Genomic DNA, 16,637 nt, shown 5'->3' with positions numbered 1-16,637 from the left:
CTACCCCCCGGGTGGGTCATTTTTAAATGATCACGATGGGTCAGTTTTGAATGCAGATTGACAGCCACATCCTCGCGCATGGTCTGCTCGAGCGCGGTGGCAATGCGCTGGATGGTGCCGGGTGGTTGCAGGCCGAGTGCGCTGGCCAGCGCCTGATAGGTGATGAGGGGCTCTTCAGGATCACGCCTACCAAGGGTTTCGCGGATGCGTGCGGCGAGGGCTGTCATGCCGGCGGTTCCGCGACAACGAGGTGCGGCTGCAACTCCACGCGCTGGCCTACAACCTGGCAACCTTCCTGCGCTGTATCGAGCTGCCCGAGGCCATGGCCGACTGGTCGCTGACAGGCCTGCAACTGAAGCTAATCAAGATCGGGGCGCGTGTCGTCCGGCATGCCCGCGCCAGCTCCTTCCAACTGGCCGAGGTCGCGGTCAGCGGCTCGATGGTGCGCGCCGTCCTCGCTGCGGTCTACCGATTCCGAGCGCCGCCATCGTGCGCGTGACCGCGGTCCAGACCCAAGCGCCACGAAACCGGCTCGACAGGTCTGCCTGTGGCGCTGAAAAAAAGGACTGTCACCCCAGCAGGGCATGGCTTCGCGCCTCGATCCGGCGTGGTCTCGCCCCCGCAGACGCTGCTCGGAGGCGAAAAATGCTTGATCCGGGTGCTACTTCAGGCGACTAGTTGGCTAATATAGCTTGAATTTACGCCTCCTGTAAGCTAGGCGAATAAAGCGATCTGCGACGGGCGTGCGCACCCGACTCAAGATCCTTGGATCGGGGCTCGTTATCAGATGCAGCTACGCAGCCGAGCATAGACACCCGGTGGGCTTCTATATCGTAGTGCAAAGGGTGGTATTGACTTGCAGAACGGGGAAAATAGGCAAATGCTCGAGGTGAGCGAGAAAGTTTCACGTTACGAAATTCTTGAAAGCAGCATCAAGCGGTTGAGCCTATTGCTCGAGGCTGAGCGGGCAGCTGGCCATTCGGACCGTAAAGGCCAGCCCGTCGCATCGCTCGCTACCGGGATTACGGCACTTTGGGCGCAGGACACGGCGCTGCCGCCGACAATCGTGAAGCCCTATACTGAGTTCTTTGACGGTGTAGAAGTTGGCTACGATAGCGAGAATTATAACTGGGTCGTGGTCGATTTTGTGCCTGGCAACGACGACAGCGACGCCGCGCCAAATGATGCTCCGCTCCGCACTCCGCGACTTCGCGTGCACCCGGTCATTTCAGAAAGCTACCGCAGCCGGTGGGTGACGCTAGAGCTGACTATACCAGACTTGAACTTGCAAGCCTCGGAGGCCCTGACTATCGGCCTGCTCGCCGATTTCCATTTTAAAGACAAGAACGAGGCGCTTGATACCAATGTTGTCCGAGTAGTCCTGCGGGCCGACCGAGACGGCCACTCTGAAGATCTGGATATTGGATTCTTTCCTGTCATGACAGTGCCTCGGTTGCATACGCTGGTCGTGAAAGAAAAGCGCCTCGATCTGGATCGCGTCGGGTCGGCGAAGCGGTATCGGCTCCTTATATTCCTGCCCACTGACGGCGATTGGACCTTCAGCCTCTATCATCTCTCGGTCGTGACCACGTAATGCGTATTCTGTTCGTCTCGAGCGAAACCCCGCTCTTCCCCGCAGGCGGTATCGCCACTTATCTGGAATACATGATTCCGGCGCTCCAGGCGCTCGGGCATGAGGTGTTTCTGTTCTCGTTCCGCGACCGCAAGGATTTCGGCAAGCAAATTCCGTTCGCTGGGCTTCAAAACGACCGGATCCATATTGAATGGCTGACAGACGACCGCGTCCATAGCCGCTTCCACTCGCGCTCGCATGACCAGTCGGTCTCCTTCTACTTGGCAGATCAGATAGAACGCTGCATCGACGAATGGGAGATCGACGTCGTCGAGGCGACCGATTGGCAGGCGCCCTGCCTAGGACTGTTCTACAGGCTGCAATCCAGGGCGGGCGCCGAGCGCCGGCTGTTCTCGGTCTATAATCACGGACTGAGCGAGTTTGTCTGGGAAGCGGACCAACTCGGCACCCCGGATTGGGCGCGCAGCGACTTCCTTACCGAGCGCCAGCAGATGCGTGCCTGCGACCTGGTCGTCGTACCGTCGAATTACTGCAAGGGCCGGCTGAAGATGCTGGGCGTTCAGAGCAATACCAGCCTCGTGCGCGAGCCATACGTGTTCCGCACCCCCCCCACGACGACGGTGAGCGTGCGCGACGAGATCCAGTATATGGGGCGCATTTCTATCGGTAAGGGCGCCGACAAGATCATCTATGCGGCGAACGTCCTGCATTCGGTGCGTAAACTGCGCCGGATCGAGCTGATCGGCCGCGTGACTTTCACAACCTTCCGCGAGAAGGACATCCTGAAATATATCCGCGCGCGCTTGCATCCTGAGTTGCGCGACCGACTCTCATTTATCGATTTTCGGCCCCGCGATGCGGTGCTTGATCTGCTGGAGCCCGGTGCTTTGAGCCCGCACTTGGGATCGCACGAGACCTTCTCTTATGCCTGTATCGAATCGATAGATGCCGGTCAGGTGCCGATAGTACGCCATGACACGCCGATGGTTGAATTCTTTCCCGAGGAAATGCACGAGTATATCCTCGACGCGCAGATGCGGTCGGTTGCGGCGCTTCAGAAGAAATTCGAAAAGATTATCGCAGACGCACCTAGAATCGTTGGAGCGGTGCAGGAATACTGCCGCGCGAACTTGGATCCGGAAACGGTCGCCGGCACGCTGGGCGACACCTATGCCGAGGCACTCGACCGAAAGCGCGGTTGGCGCGCCCATGCGGTGCCGCGTGCGCAGGCAGGCATCGGGGACATCACCGTCCTGATCCCGGCCTACAAGCCCAACCACGAATTCATGGAGACAGTAGACAGCCTTGCAGATCAGTCAGCTGGCATGCCAAGGGTGCTTATCTGCGACGACGGCACGCCCGAAACGCATCAGCCTTGGTTTGAATACGCTCAGGCCCGGCTGCCCGAATGCCAGATCGTTCGGCAACCCAATTCGGGGCTGTTGGCGGCGCGGAACACCTTGGCTGCGGCCTGTGAGACACCGTTGTCGATCTTCTTGGATACCGATGATATGTTTTCGCCCACCTTGCTCGAAAATGCGCTCGGTGCCTACAACGGGGCGACTACACGGCCAAACGCGGTGATCCCGCAAAGGCGCAACTTCGGGGAAAGCACCGAGCTGGTGTTGCGCTACGCCTTGGGCGACTACGCGCATATGCTAGAAAACGATTTCCGCATGACGGCGCTCATCGAGACCGCCATCCTGACCGAGATTGGATTCGACGCAACTCGTCGCAACGGCGAAGGAGACGATTGGGTTTTCTGGCTGGACTTCCATGCGCGCGGCTACAAGGCTATTCCTCTGCCGGAACCTGGTTTCTTGTACCGCTTCCATACCGGCTCCATGTCATGGCCCTGGTCAGAGGGACAAACGATCGGAACACAAAGCATGATACGCGACGTCGTGACGGAAATGTGTTCAAAGGATCCGCACATGGCGGTAGCGCTCGCACGTAGCCAGTTCGCCAAAAACACGGCAAAGTAAACGCGTGTGAAAACGAACGCGCTGGCGCATGAAAAAGACGGGGAGGCAGGGGCGGATGAACTCGGATCAGATCTTCATCATCGGACGGCAGCGCAGTGGCACGACGGTCTTTCGCGAGCTTCTAAAGAATGAGGGCGCATTTGATTGCGACGAGATCTTTCACGGCGATATCTCGCGCCCGCACCGCTTCTACCGTTACGTGCTAGAACGGATCGCCAAGCAACCCGCGTTGGTGCATCCGCAATCGCATCCCGCCCTTTTTCGGGATTATGTCAAGCACCTGCGCAGCATCGCGAAAGGCGCTCCCTTGGCGATGGATGTGAAGTATTTCGGCCTGAACGTCATTCCGACGCGCGAGGATGTCGACGGCCGCGGCCCGTTCTTGTTTAATTACATGGTCGAGTCGGGGGCGAGGGTGGTGCATATCGTGCGTTTGAACAAGCTGCGCATCTTGGTCTCCGAAGAGTTGTCCAAGGCGACGGGGTTGTGGTCGGTGTCACGCGAGGAAGACAAGCTGACCGAAAAGAAGCCTCTGACGATCAACCCAAAAGCCGCGCTGACTTTCATCGACGCTCAGCTGAACCAGCAGAAACGGGTGGCAGTGCAACTGAACAGGGTGTCGGATCTTGAAACCATTGAATACGAGTCAATGTTCGATGGAGACGTATTTTCGGAGCATACGCTGCAGGTCGCGCGCCGGTCCATGGGAAAGCAGGACATTGATCCCCGTCCGGGAAACATCAGGATGAACCCCGAACCGATCGCACAGCTTGTCGAGAATTTTGACGAGCTCGTGGCGGCATTGCGCGGCACCTCGCATGAATGGATGCTGACAGCCGATTGACCAGCAACGGCTGCCGTTCTCGGCCCATTTCTGGACAGGAGGACAAAAACAGGATGGACATTTTTGAAACTTATCGGAGCGCCGCTAAGGCCTTAGACTTTGACGCGCTCTATACCATCGCCTGCGACCTGCTGGCGGCCCATGAGCTGGTGCTGCCCCATCCCACCCGGCCGAAGGTTACCACCCATGCCCGCGCCAGCGCGCGCGCCCGGTTGGGCAATGTCGTCTATTTCGCCGACGCGTCGGGCGGCAATCGCTGGGCTCTCGTCCAGGCGATGAATTTCATCGACGGTTACGTGACCGAGGACGGTCCTGTAGTGTTATTCGACGACAAGTGCGCCAATATCGTTCAGCACGTTGCGGAGAACATACGCTCGGGTAAGGATGAAGCCTACTGGACGCGCAACGACCGTTTCGGCGGGATTTCTGTAGGGCAGACGCGACCCTATCACTACTTCTATGATCAGGCGATTCATCTGGCACCACTCAGGGCGCGGTTACTTGCGGAGCAGTCTATTCGAAGTATTGCCACTGCCTTGGGCACCTATCTAGACCCCGCACAAATTTCTGCATGGGACAGCCGCGCGCCGGAGCCGGGCTGCTATTACCTGATGCCCAACGTTATCGGCGGCACATGGTGGCGCTCACGCGACAGCGCTAGCTTCTTCGAGGCCGCGGCCCGAATGGAGAACATGATCCGCGCCAACATCCCCGAGGCAGACATTCACTACCCCGACGGTTCTCTGGTGGTCTGGTTCGGTGTCACCGCGCAGAAGAGGTCATGGCTGGAACAAATCCAAGGCTATGCCGAGATTGCCAATTCATTGGCACGTCATCATCCATCGGTAGTCGTGCTGCTTGACGGCCTGACCGCGACCGACGGTCGCCATGACAATTACCGAGACGATCTAATGGTGGTTGAGGCGATAACCAGACGTCTCGACGCGCACATCCTGCCTGTGACACTGGTTGGACGCGATTACGCTGCGAAAATTGCCCACTGCAAGAAGGCTGCCGCCTTCATAGCCAATGCCGGCTCCGGTTCAATCGTACCATTACGTTTTTGCGCCAAACCTGGTGTGCTGCATTCCAATACCGCCATCCAGTCATTCCGGGACGACAGTTACGATTTTCCCGTACACTTCGTCGAACCCGAGTTTGTCCGCGAAGTGCCTCATCCTGAAAACCCGCGCGGCGACTGGATCAGCTATCAGATCCCGTGGCAGTATGTGCACAATCTCTTTGCTGACATCCTGAGGGAGCTAGGCTTCGCCAATCCAGAGCATCGTCAGGTGCCGGACTTGGCGAAACTGCCGATCAGCGATTTTGAGCTCTTTGGCCAGTTATCGGGCCAGGTAAAACCCAACCATAGCTCGGCACATATCTTGCGCCTCGTGGGGGGCATGTTTGCCAAGACAGGCGATCCTGCGACTGCGGCGGCTCTGTATGAAAAGGCGCTTCTGCTGGATCCGACAGATGCAGGCGTTCAGCAATTTATTCGCCAACGCAGATTGCTGGAGAAATAAGACATGCAAGACGACTCCAATTTTGAGGCTGCGCGTCACTTCGTGGATTTCGGTCTGACCGAAAAGCGCGCCGGGCGGCGCGAATCGGCATCCCCAACTTGAGCAATTTCTTCTGGAATTAGACCTGGACCCCAGATACGGGCGGCCAGTGTGACAACCTTTTTCTGGCGCAAGAAAATGGGGCGAAGCGTATCCTTATCTTCCGCCTGACTCCAGCGACTACCCAGTTTTTCTGCTGTAAGCATCTCTTTTGTTCCGCCAAAACTACTTCCACCACCCGCGTCAGAGACAAAGTCGAAGAACCGATCAGAGTTGGAGTACCCCAGCCTCGCGGCTATTTCGTCGCGATATGACTTGTTGGAGGCCCAGAAATCGAAGTTTATGGGCAAGAAGTCTTTTCGCTGTCCGGCGTCATGCTCAAGGGTTATTTCCGCATAGCCGACCCACATCTTTAGGCGGTGCTCCACGATCTGCAGCAATTCTTCTTCGGTGACTCCGTCCTTGGCTTTCATCCGACGAACCATCTTGAGCGTCGAAGGCGCCACGTTGAACGGATTGCGTATCACAATTATTTTCTTTTTCGACCTTGGAGGCCCAAATTCGGAATTGATGGGCGCATCCAGCTCGGCTTCATTCAGCGTTTCGAGATCATGATTCTCATAACTGCAAATCAGCGTCCCTCCGGATCCCCGAAATCTATCGACATTCTCCGGATGAATTACCTTTTTCCGATCCACGCGCGATGCATATGATCTGACGCCTTCTGGCAAGGAAATCGCGGAAGGATTTTCAAGCAGCCCCTGGTCTTTTCGGGGGTTGTTGAAGAATAGCATGTTGTGTGTTTCGAGACCAAGCAGCCAGTTCAGGATTGCATGGTTTCCACTACGCTGGATCCCGAATACTTTTATCAGATCGTATTCCATTTGCTTCTACCCTCAATTCCTGGAAAGCGCGAGATTGCCTTCCAAAACAACATAGATCATGTCGATCGGCCCGAGGTGGCTTCCAGTCGCATTGAGCCATATTGCGTATATTGGGCGAGTTTCGACACAGGTATTCTCATCGGCGTGCCGTCCCGAGACGACCCTTTCGCAGTTTTGCTCTGCAGGAGAAACTATTCCTGAATATTGAGGATTTGTGAAGCGCTTTCAATGCTCCGGATCTCGCGATTGGCGCAGTATTCCTGCCATCCGTGGAACTCGCTCCAGCCGCTGACAAAGATAAAATCCAGCCCCGCGGCGCTGGCCGCCTCATGGTCATAACGGCTGTCGCCCAGAAAAAGCGCCGGCGCTTCAATCCGCCCGCCGGCTTGTTCACGTGTCAGGATCGTGTCCTTGCTGTCAGGGCTGCCGAAGATGCCGCCGTCGAAAAGGCCGTCCAGCCCCCGCGCGGCAAAGATCTCGCGCAGCTCGGCTTGATCTCCGCCCGAGACGATCAGCCAGTGTGCGTCCGGGGTGGCCGCGCGCAGCGCCTCCAGCCCCTCAGCCACGGCGCAGCTCATCAGGCCTGCGCGCACCGATTGCGCATAGGCCGACAAGAGCTCCTCCAGCCCCGGCCCATCGCGCCCCGGAACGGCACCCGGAGCGTGTTCGGGCAGGATGGCGTCGAGGAAATGCGCGAATTTCAGGTGCCGCGAGATGCCGCCGTTGGCGACGTGATGCGCCACCAGCGCCCCGGCCGCCGCCGCCCCCCAGGGCTGCGCGGCGATGCGGAACGCCTCGGTCTTGATGCGGTTTGAATCGAGTACGACCCCGTCGCAGTCGAAGACAAGGGTGCTGTAATCAGAAAGCTGAGGGGTCATTGCGCGAGGCTTCTTTCCAAAACCGCCTCGACCGGCGCTACATCCTCGGGCACATCAACGGCGAGGCTCCCGGGCCGGCATTCATACATCAACACCTCCCGGCCAAGCTCTAGAAACCGCAGGATCTCGATATCCTCCACGCGCTCCAGCGTGCCCTTCCTGCCGAAACCGGCATAGGCCGCGAGCTCGTCCCGGGTGAAACCATATATGCAGACCTGCTTCATGTAGCGCGTGGGTGCATTCTGCGGCTCCTTGAAGCCGGGCAGTGGAAGGCGCGACATGTAGACCATCATGCTCGCCTCCGTGGTGATCACCTTGGGGATATTCACAGAGGCCGGATCCTCATCGGGACCGATCCAGCAAAACCCGTTGATGATCGCCTCCGGACACTCAGCCTTGAGCGCAATGCAGCGACGGATATCCTCGGGGTCCACGAGAGGCTCGTCCCCCTGAACGTTCACATAGATGTCGTAATCGATCATCTGCGCCGCCTCGGCCAGACGGTCCGTTCCCGTTAGGGCGTCCGGGCTGGTCATGAGCGCATTAAATCCAGCTGCACGCACAATATCGGCTATCCGTTCGTCCTCGGTTGCGACATACACATGGGCCTGTCCCACCGCGCGTGCTGCGAGCTCGGCCACCCAGAGTACCATGGGTTTGCCCAAGAGCGGCACCAGCGGCTTGCCCGGATACCGCGAGGAGGCGTAACGCGCAGGGATGATAACGCAGGCATGCATGATGTCACTCTCCATAGATGCTTTTCGCGGGGAGGTTCTTGTAGCGGGTTGGCGTTACGGAGACTGGCGTGATGCTGGTGTCCGAGGCGAGGTATGCGGCGAACATGGCTTCGAGCTCCGCATTTCGCGCATCACCTGCCGCGTACCCGTCGAACCCGGCCATTAGGATGCGTTCTGCCTGTCCGCTGGTCGCCACCGCCAGCGCATAGGCTAGCACCAGCGATGTTGGCGCAACGCAATGCGTTTCCCCGAATTCGAAGCGCCCCGGCGCAATCTCGATCCCGAAATCCAAAAGCTCCGTGTCGCCCAGCTCAGTGCGCAGGGATTCGGGCAGCTGCGAGGCCGGGGTGATCAGCGGCTGTGGCAGGCCGGCATACGTCTCGGCGTCCGCGAGGAGTCGCACTGGGTGGCAGGCGATGCGCAAGTCGATCAGCGCCGGGTCGATCCCCGACTGGGTGTTGAGCGCCAGCACCAGCGGGCGGGTGCGGCGGATATAGGCCTCGAGCGACGGGCGGTGCGCCGCCACGCCCGGTCCGGTGCCGAGGATCAGCACCTGGCGGCCCGCCATCACCTCGGCCGGGCGCCAACTGCCACGCACCTCGCCACGATAGAAGTGGCGCGCCCCATTTAGCGTGTCGAAGCTGAACTTCTTTCCGCCCTCGGCGCGCAGATGGTCGATCACGGCGAGGATGTCCTCCTCGTCATAGCGCGCATCGCCCAGCATTTCCTGAAGATAGGTCGGGTGGATGCCGTATTTTCCGGCGAGATAGTAATACGGGTTGGTGCCCCAGCCGTACTGGGCCTTCATCGGGCCGAACTGCTTGCGGATCAGCGTCATCAGCGGCACGAGGTTCGCGCGCCGGCCGCGCAGCGTCTCGGCCTCGATGGCGAGTTCTTCGGTGCGCGCGTTGCCGGGCCCGCGCCCCATCCCGGTGACGGTCGCATCGAGCCAGGTGACGCCATCGGCTGCCGCGCGCAGGGTGTTGGAGAGCGCGAGCCCCATGTTGTCATGCGTGTGGATGCCCAGAGAGCCATCCCAATCCGCGCGCAGCCATTTGACGATCCGCGAAACATCCTCGGGCGTCATGCTCCCCATGCTGTCGGCGAAATACAGCACCTCCACCGGCCAGGCGCGCGCGAGTTGCGCGAGTTGCGCGACCTCGGCCTGGCTTCTGTCGGCGATCTGCATCAGGTTCAGCCCGACGCGATATCCGCGCGCAGCAAGCCAGCCGACCGCCGGCATGACATGCTCGAGCTCGTGGAAATGGCAGGCGAAGCGCACCAGATCGACCGGGGTCTGCGCTGCAGGCTCCGGAAACAATCGCTCGACGACAGCGATGTTGCCGGCATCGGTGCAGAGATCCGCGCCGTTCATCATTACCGCGATGGACAGCCCTTGGGGGATCGACAGGCTGCGCAGGAAGTCATCCGTCGTGAAGGCGCAGGGGCCCTTGAAGCCCCGGTTTTTCAGGAAGCGGAAACCAAGCTCGACCACGTCCACCTGCGCGGCCTTCATGGCGACCAGATACGCCTCGATCAGCGCGGGCGGGAAGTTCCAGGCGTTGTAGTAGCCGCCGTCGCGGAGAGTGCAATCGAGCAATGTTATGTCTGACAATCCAGCTACTCCTTTATACTTTCTCTGGTTACATAATTTCAGCGAGAGCCGCAATTGCTTTTGCAATCAGTCAGAAACGAGCGCGCTTGCGCGGGACGATCCCATAGATTGCTGCAGGCTTTGCGCCACCGCGTCCGCTGCCATCCGCACTGGCTCGGCGGCGAGGTGTGCGTAGCGCGCCGTGGTCTGGACCTGAGTATGGCCGAGGAGCTTGCCGATCATGGGGAGGCCCTGACCCGAGGCGACGGCAGTGGACGCGAAGGTGTGGCGCAGATCGTGGATGCGCACGTCCTTGACACCGGCGCGGGCGCGGGCGCGCTGCCAAAATGGCTGAAGGTCGCTCAGCGGCTTGCCCGGCAGGGTGCCGGCGATGACCCATGGGTTGCCATCAACGCGCTGAGCGTCGCGGAGCAGTTCGGCGGCGGGCTGGCCGAGATGGACGACCTTGGCGCCGGTCTTGGAGTCCGGCAGGCGCAGGACGCGCTCGGCCAGATCGACGCATGCCCATTTCAGCGTCATGATCTCGTTCAGCCGACATCCGGTCAGGATCAGAAGGCGGGCGGCGAGGACGGCCGACGGCAGTTCGATCCCCTCCGCCTCCATCTCGCGGAGCACCTCGCCGATCCGGCGCAGTTCCGCCGCGCTGAGAAAGCGCTCTCGTTTCTCCTCGGGGTACTTCCGGATGTGCTTTAGCGGATTGGTGCCGTCTGGACGCAGCCCCCACATCTCGGCGAGGCTGAACATCTTCGAGACCACCTCGAGGCAGCGGTTGGCCTGATAGGGGATGTGGCGCAGGTCGTGGTGGAACTTCGCGACATCTGCGCGCGTCACCCCAGTGACCGTCAGTTGACCGAGGGCGGGCAGGATGAAGCGCTGCAGGTTCCGGCGATACTCTTTGCCGGTGCTGGCCTTCACGCGGATGGCGATGTGCTCCTTGTCGAACCGCTCCGCCAATTCCTTGATCGTCGCGGCGTTGCGCTTCGCGGCGCGATCGGCTGCAGGATCTTCCCCGTTCTTGACGGCGGCAATAATCGTGATCGCCCGCGTGCGCGCCTGATCGCAGGTCAGCACGGTGCTGGGTCCGAGGCTCATTCGGCGCGGGCGCCGCCCTGCACGATACTGGACGACGAAGCTTTTGCGCCCGCTTGGCATCACGCGTAGCCCGAAGCCAGGAATGCTCTCTTCCCAGATGAAGAACTCCGTGGCTTGCGGTTCAATAGCATCGACGGTGCGTTTAGTCAGTTTTGGCATGAGCGGTCCTGCGCGGTGATGATGGCTGCCGTTACAGTGGGCATCATCACCGCACAGTCAACGAACACATTGAAAATGCGTAATAAAAGGAAAAGCTGCGTAGCTGTGGTGGCAGTAAAACGGTCCTCTGTTAGATGAAAACCAGTCTCGGCGCCGAATCACCTGAACGCAAAGACCACCGAGACGCCAGGCTAGGCGTCGGCTTGAGATGGCGGGGCGGGGCGCTATGCCCGTGTCGCAAGCGCTTGTTCAAAACGGTCGAGTACCGCGCGGAGATCATCAGTGAGAAGGCCGCGGGCGCGATCCGTGATCGGCTCAGGCACTCCGTGGATCGCCTCGGCCACGGCGCCGGTGATGCAGGCGAGCGTGTCGGTATCCCCGCCGAGACCCACGGCCGTGCGTACGGCCTCTTCCCAGCCCGTGGCCTCGAAGGCGGCGGTCAGAGCAGGCGGCACGGTACCCGCGGCCGAGACGTCGAAGCCGCCCCGGCGCAGCGCGGTCTCGGGCCGCAGGTCATAACCGAATCGGGTCGTCAATTGGGCGTGCACGGCATCCGGCGCATCGCCCTGCCGCAGGTGCAGGATCGCCGTTGCAACCGCCTGTGCTGCAGTGACCGCATCGGGATGGTCATGACTGACCACGGCCTGCGCGGTGGCAAGCTCCATCGCCTCGGCCTCGGACCGCGCCCACCAGCCCACCGCTGCCACCCGCATCGGTGCGCCGTTGCCCCAACTGCCATAGGCCGGCGCTTCATCGGTGAACGCCCAGCGCAGGAACATGCCGCCATACCCCGCGTCGGGATAGCGCCGAACGAAACTGCGCAAGGTCTTCGCGATGTCTTGCCCCGACATCAGCGCCTCGGCGACGGCCAGCGTGCACACCGTGTCGTCGGTGAAGCGGCAGTCGCGGTGAAAGAATTCGAACCCGTCGGGGGGCGCTGGATGCCCCTCGAACCGCGATCCGATAATGTCTCCGGCTAACGCCCCCAGCATGTCGCACCTCTCATTCAGACCGTAATACGCGCGGGACCGGGAGTGCAAGCCGGGGCCATGGCGCTTCGGCGTTGCCAGTCTGGCACTCGCGCGAGCACATACCATGGAGCGGCCTGCGAGGTTTCACTAATACAGAGTGCTACCGCGATCATCAGCCAGCGCCCACTTGGAAGCATTGTGGAAGCAAGAGAGGGCAAAGTGCTGCCAGTTTCTGCGCAATCCTGCGGATGGCGGGCGCGGGGCAGGAGGCTCGAAGTGGCGGAAATGACGAAGTAATACGCAACCCAGCGCAATCGTGCATGGTCTGTTCGACACGACTCATAACCTGAAGGTCGTAGGTTCAAATCCTACCCCCGCAACCAAAATCCTTCGCGTTTCCAAACGCTTATACGCCGCCCCTCGGGGCGGTGTTTGCATTTCCAAGGCCCGTGGAAGCACTGTGGAAGCAAGAGGGGCCGAAGTCCTTCGTGCTTCCACATGAGCAGTTGGGCTCAGCGCTCCTCGATGAAGACGCTGCACTCCTTCGAGTGAGACATCAGATTGTCGATTCCCGCGGTCACGTCCCATCTCAGGTTGACCCTCGGCCCGTCATCGACGGTCTGAATCGTCACAACGCGATCATGGAAATGGCGATTGCGTGCAGAGCGGTGATGGAGTTCGGGTGTAACCGTGATGCCGGCAGATCGCAGCTCAGCGCGTAACGCGCTCGACTGCGATTGCGGCGTATCCGGCTCGCCGTGATCGGGATTCCACACGACTGCAAGTCGCTCGATGTCGACGCCCGCTGACCCAGCGGCAGCGACAAAGCTCGCTAGGCGACGTCGGTTATGTGGGCGAACGCCGCACCAGGGATCCTCGATTTCGAGCGCGACACGGCGCCCTGCTACGCCTTGAAAGAGCGGTGTGAGCGCTCGGGCGGTGCCCGGTCGGAAGCGGAAGACGCGCAAACGTTCTGTGAGCCCAGCCAACGGACCCGGCAGCGTTCGGACGCTGTCCTGCACCGACGCAAGCCAGCTGTCGCCTGCTGAGCATGAAAAAAGGTGGCTGACCCCCTCCAGTGGCCCGGCAAGAGCCGCCGCCGCGTCCTGCGATGCGTAGAACGCATCCACAGAGGCCTCTGCCCCGACACCCTTCAAGACAGACAGGCGAGGCGCATTCGCAACGGCCGACCCGTCGAGCGTGCCAAAGCGAAGCTGGCCGGATCGTTCGTATGGCGCCAAAGCATAGGCAATCTCACGATCGAGGCCTGTCGGGGTACCTGCATCAACCGCACCCGGTGGAAGTAGATAGAGGGCATGCCTGTTCGAGGCTTCATCGAGCCAGTTTCGCAATGCCCGCGCGCTTGTGAGGGCCTCGGACCGATCTTCGGCCCCCCAGAGATCTGGCGAGGAAACAGCCACAAGCCCCGCTCCCTCGAGACGCACCCGCAGCGTCGCCGCGGCAGTCTGCGCTACCGGGACCGCAGCGTCGGGGCCATGAGCGGGCCGCGGTGTCGACTCCGCAAGCAGGCCGCGCAACCAGCCAAACACAGGATGACGATCGAACTGATCCCAATAGACCTGGTTGGAGTAGTCATTCAGGCACCGCGAGCAGCTCGTCTCGCAGGCTGCGCCACGAGGGCAATCAAGAACCGCGATCGCTCGACCCAGCAGCACGCGGGCCGAGAAGCGAGAATCGTCGAGCAATCGACGGCAGTAGCCGGCACCGCCTGGGACTGAGTCCGATAGGATGACCAGCGGGGCCGCACCGAGAAGCTCAACAGTCGCGCGGAGGTCTCGTGGGTCAGTTTCAAGAATGTCCGCTGCCGCAAGTCTCAATGCCTCTGCCAGCGTTCTAAGGAAGCCATCCCGCGCCGCCCGCCGTTCAGTCTCCGTGGGGCGATCAGAAAAGTCTGGGACCGGCTGATCGATGCGGATCCCCCGAAGATCCGTCTCGAAAACATGTGCGAGGTCCACGGGCCAGCGAAGGGATTCAACCCGGCACCGATCTCCGGTCCGCGGGTTCTCATGCACTGCCCGGATCTCTGCCCCGCCAAGCGCCTCTTGAGGCGCTGGTCTCGCGTGCTCGCACGACGGGCACCAAAGATAGCCCGCCCCCAGCGGCCCGCGGTTCAAGACGAGCATTCGTCCAGGCTGACTCCCCTCTGGTGCGATAGCCGGCGCGAAGAAATGCGTGACGCGTGCTAGGTCTGAAACCTGGAAGTCCTCAGGGCGGGCTCGCGTTAGAAGGCGCGCTTCGTCGACGGGGCGCACTCTCAAGCGTGTCGCGCCGGGGTCTCTACCTTGCCGGTCGGCATATGATGTCAGGAACCCCACCGGTTCAACGAAGGCACGGCGCGGGCCACTGGCCCGTGAACCGCACTGAGGGCAGTTCTCCCCAAAATCATCCCGCTCGTGATGTGTTTCTGCATGCTGGCACGTCGGACAAACGCGATGGAAACCACGTTCCATCCAAGCATCACCGGTGCCTACCGTGGCTCTCCGTGCGATGCCCGCGGACGTCCAAATTCGGCCACCGGCCACGACTTCGGCCCCCGGCGCATACTCAGCGATCGCCATTGCTGCGTCCCGATCGAGCTGCAAAGCTCGATCATCCGAAGCGGTGCGAGCGCCTCGTTCCGTGACAATCTCTAGGTGAATCGAGTGAACCGGGAAGCTGTAAGTCGGTATGACGGCAGCACGCGACAGGGCCTCAACCAGGAATCGATCAAGATACCGACGCATGTCGCCCAAACGGCCATTCATGCGACCGGCAGCGCGGGAGCGGGCCTGCTCGTTCGCATCCGGATCATCGAGCGCGGCACGTGCCGTTTCGTAGGCGTCATTGAGCTCGCGCCAGCGAGCGCAAGTAGCCCGGATCCAGCGCGTTATCTCTGCGCGCGCATGCTCAGTCAGTTCGCCCCCGAAGAGACCGACATGATCAAGTCTTGCCGGGAGAGAAGACGCCATGCGCTCAGCAACCGCGCGTGCGGCAACACCGGCCTCCGAAGCGAGCCATGCTGAAAGGTCTGCCAGAAGAGTTGTCTCAGCAGCCTCGTCCAAGCGCTCGCCCAGCACATCACGCAGACGCGGAGCTCCGGTGCGCTCGTGGCCTGACAAGCGATGATCCAGCCAACCTGCCAACAGGCATGAGACCTGGTGCCGTCGGAAGAAGCTTGGGTTGTCCAATGTCAGATATGGCGCGGGGGGGAGTGCCTCGAGATAGCCACGCAGATCGTTGAATTGTGCTTGGTCGTATCGGCCGGATCTCGCCATCATCAATGCAACAGGCGCGGCCTGCGCGCGGCGGCCAGCGCGACCGGCGCGCTGCTGATAGTTCGCAATGCCTGGCGGGACGTTCCGGCAGAAAACCGCCTCCAGCTCGCCCAGATCGACACCCATTTCCATTGTCGTGGTGCAGCTGAGCAAGTTGATCTCACCCTGCCGGAACCGCTCCTCGATCTCGGATCGTTCCGTCGTCGATATGGCGGCGGTGTGCTCCCGCGCTATCCCGCTCAGCGGCTGCCCTTCATAACGAACGAGGTAATGGTTGCGTCTGCGCATCTCGTCCCGTTCTTCGGCTGAAACAGGAACTGTGCGCCCCGTACAGCGCCAGGCGGTACACACGCCCCCGAGATCGATCTGGCTGGACGCACCGCAACTTTCACAGCGGCGCAATTCTCCTTCCGGGGTCGCTGCGAAGCGCATGGCCGCCAAGTTCAGAACATGACCGTGTCCGCCGGGCAGCAGGAGACGGTGACGGGGCCGCGTCGCCTCCTCCCAGAAAGCCGAGAGCATGTCTCGCGCTTGGTCGTCTGGGATTCCGAGCCTGTCGATCAGCACCCACAGTGGCCGATTGGAGCGTCCCGGCTCTGAGAGCAACGTCCGCAGTCGCCGGCTCTGGTGAGTCCGCGACAACGACCACGAGATATCCGCGCTCGCCAACCCCTCACCCCACACGGACTCGTCTGTTAGGTCGATGTTCTCCAGCGTGTTGATCGCTCTCGATTGCCGAATGAGGTCGAGCAAAAAGCGGACCAGAGCCGGCACCAGGCCTCGATACTCAGGCGGAACCCTTTCGCTGAGTCGCTGCGCAATCCTCGCATCCCCCTCATATTGCACGGTGATGAGGCCGAGAGATTCAAGTGATAGTCGCAGTGGGCCACCGCAGAGTTCAGCTGCGATCAGGGCCATCAGGCGGTCTTTGGCGGCGCTGCTGCTCAGAGGTTCTGGATTGCGGCGATCATATAGTGTCAATCTGCATTCAAAACTGACCCATCGTGATCATTTAAAAATGACCCACCCGGGGGGTAG

At 60.9% G+C, this 16,637-nt stretch carries 11 protein-coding genes and 2 pseudogenes; 5 read left to right on the top strand and 8 right to left on the bottom strand.

Going from position 1 to position 16,637, the window contains the following annotated elements; genetic code table 11:
* Positions 1–227, bottom strand: a pseudogene (locus ACFTOW_RS14950) (hypothetical protein); the annotation flags it as partial.
* Between ACFTOW_RS14950 and ACFTOW_RS14945 the strand changes: the two are divergent.
* From ACFTOW_RS14945 to ACFTOW_RS14925, 5 genes and pseudogenes are all read left to right on the top strand, one after another.
* Positions 218–499, top strand: a pseudogene (locus ACFTOW_RS14945) (transposase); the annotation flags it as partial. The pseudogenes ACFTOW_RS14950 and ACFTOW_RS14945 sit on opposite strands and share 10 nt — an antisense overlap.
* 390 nt (positions 500–889) lie before the next feature.
* Complete coding sequence (locus tag ACFTOW_RS14940) at positions 890–1,594, top strand: hypothetical protein (protein ID WP_379917091.1); 705 nt, start codon at positions 890–892, stop codon at positions 1,592–1,594.
* On the top strand, positions 1,594–3,579 hold the full coding sequence (locus tag ACFTOW_RS14935) for a glycosyltransferase (protein WP_379917089.1): 1,986 nt from the start codon (positions 1,594–1,596) through the stop codon (positions 3,577–3,579). Before ACFTOW_RS14940 ends, ACFTOW_RS14935 begins: the two co-directional genes overlap by 1 nt.
* 55 nt (positions 3,580–3,634) lie before the next feature.
* Positions 3,635–4,423: a hypothetical protein gene (locus ACFTOW_RS14930; RefSeq protein ID WP_379917087.1), complete on the top strand. Its 789-nt coding sequence runs from the start codon at positions 3,635–3,637 to the stop codon at positions 4,421–4,423.
* Positions 4,402–5,949, top strand: a complete 1,548-nt coding sequence (locus tag ACFTOW_RS14925) for a hypothetical protein (protein ID WP_379917085.1) — start codon at positions 4,402–4,404, stop codon at positions 5,947–5,949. The genes ACFTOW_RS14930 and ACFTOW_RS14925 overlap by 22 nt, the downstream gene beginning before the upstream one ends.
* Before the next feature lie 35 nt (positions 5,950–5,984).
* Here the strand turns inward: ACFTOW_RS14925 and ACFTOW_RS14920 are convergent, their stop codons facing one another.
* From ACFTOW_RS14920 to ACFTOW_RS14890, 7 genes are all read right to left on the bottom strand, one after another.
* On the bottom strand, positions 5,985–6,872 hold the full coding sequence (locus ACFTOW_RS14920; RefSeq protein WP_379917083.1) for a hypothetical protein: 888 nt from the start codon (positions 6,870–6,872) through the stop codon (positions 5,985–5,987).
* A 191-nt stretch (positions 6,873–7,063) separates the two neighbouring features.
* Complete coding sequence (locus tag ACFTOW_RS14915) at positions 7,064–7,750, bottom strand: HAD family hydrolase (protein ID WP_379917081.1); 687 nt, start codon at positions 7,748–7,750, stop codon at positions 7,064–7,066.
* Positions 7,747–8,502, bottom strand: coding sequence for a 3-deoxy-manno-octulosonate cytidylyltransferase (locus tag ACFTOW_RS14910; RefSeq protein ID WP_379917079.1), 756 nt, complete (start codon positions 8,500–8,502; stop codon positions 7,747–7,749). The genes ACFTOW_RS14915 and ACFTOW_RS14910 overlap by 4 nt, the downstream gene beginning before the upstream one ends.
* On the bottom strand, positions 8,492–10,102 hold the full coding sequence (locus tag ACFTOW_RS14905) for an aldolase catalytic domain-containing protein (RefSeq protein ID WP_379917077.1): 1,611 nt from the start codon (positions 10,100–10,102) through the stop codon (positions 8,492–8,494). Before ACFTOW_RS14905 ends, ACFTOW_RS14910 begins: the two co-directional genes overlap by 11 nt.
* Positions 10,103–10,168: 66 nt before the next feature.
* Positions 10,169–11,353 carry a tyrosine-type recombinase/integrase gene (locus ACFTOW_RS14900; protein ID WP_379917075.1) on the bottom strand — a complete coding sequence of 395 codons (1,185 nt, stop codon included), beginning with the start codon at positions 11,351–11,353 and terminating at the stop codon, positions 10,169–10,171.
* A gap of 224 nt (positions 11,354–11,577) precedes the next feature.
* Positions 11,578–12,345 (bottom strand): ADP-ribosylglycohydrolase family protein, encoded by a 768-nt coding sequence (locus ACFTOW_RS14895; RefSeq protein WP_379917073.1) that lies wholly within the window; start codon positions 12,343–12,345, stop codon positions 11,578–11,580.
* 491 nt (positions 12,346–12,836) lie between these two features.
* A complete protein-coding gene (locus ACFTOW_RS14890) occupies positions 12,837–16,517 on the bottom strand; it encodes a helicase-related protein (RefSeq protein WP_379917071.1) in 3,681 nt (1,226 codons plus the stop codon).
* Positions 16,518–16,637: the final 120 nt, after the last annotated feature.

It is taken from the genome of Lacimonas salitolerans (genome assembly GCF_042677865.1).
Classification (GTDB): domain Bacteria; phylum Pseudomonadota; class Alphaproteobacteria; order Rhodobacterales; family Rhodobacteraceae; genus Lutimaribacter; species Lutimaribacter salitolerans.
The sequence above is the reverse complement of the archived record's forward strand: the minus strand, read 5'-3'. Positions and strand labels throughout refer to the sequence as shown.

Excerpts from the sequence above, each read along its gene's own strand:
- ACFTOW_RS14915 (WP_379917081.1), bottom strand. The coding sequence starts at position 7,750 with ATGACCCCTCAGCTTTCTGATTACAGCACCCTTGTCTTCGACTGCGAC.
- ACFTOW_RS14900 (WP_379917075.1), bottom strand. The coding sequence starts at position 11,353 with ATGCCAAAACTGACTAAACGCACCGTCGATGCTATTGAACCGCAAGCC.
- ACFTOW_RS14890 (WP_379917071.1), bottom strand. The coding sequence starts at position 16,517 with ATGGCCCTGATCGCAGCTGAACTCTGCGGTGGCCCACTGCGACTATCA.
- ACFTOW_RS14930 (WP_379917087.1), top strand. The coding sequence starts at position 3,635 with ATGAACTCGGATCAGATCTTCATCATCGGACGGCAGCGCAGTGGCACG.
- ACFTOW_RS14920 (WP_379917083.1), bottom strand. The coding sequence starts at position 6,872 with ATGGAATACGATCTGATAAAAGTATTCGGGATCCAGCGTAGTGGAAAC.
- ACFTOW_RS14925 (WP_379917085.1), top strand. The coding sequence starts at position 4,402 with ATGGATGCTGACAGCCGATTGACCAGCAACGGCTGCCGTTCTCGGCCC.
- ACFTOW_RS14895 (WP_379917073.1), bottom strand. The coding sequence starts at position 12,345 with ATGCTGGGGGCGTTAGCCGGAGACATTATCGGATCGCGGTTCGAGGGG.
- ACFTOW_RS14935 (WP_379917089.1), top strand. The coding sequence starts at position 1,594 with ATGCGTATTCTGTTCGTCTCGAGCGAAACCCCGCTCTTCCCCGCAGGC.
- ACFTOW_RS14910 (WP_379917079.1), bottom strand. The coding sequence starts at position 8,502 with ATGGAGAGTGACATCATGCATGCCTGCGTTATCATCCCTGCGCGTTAC.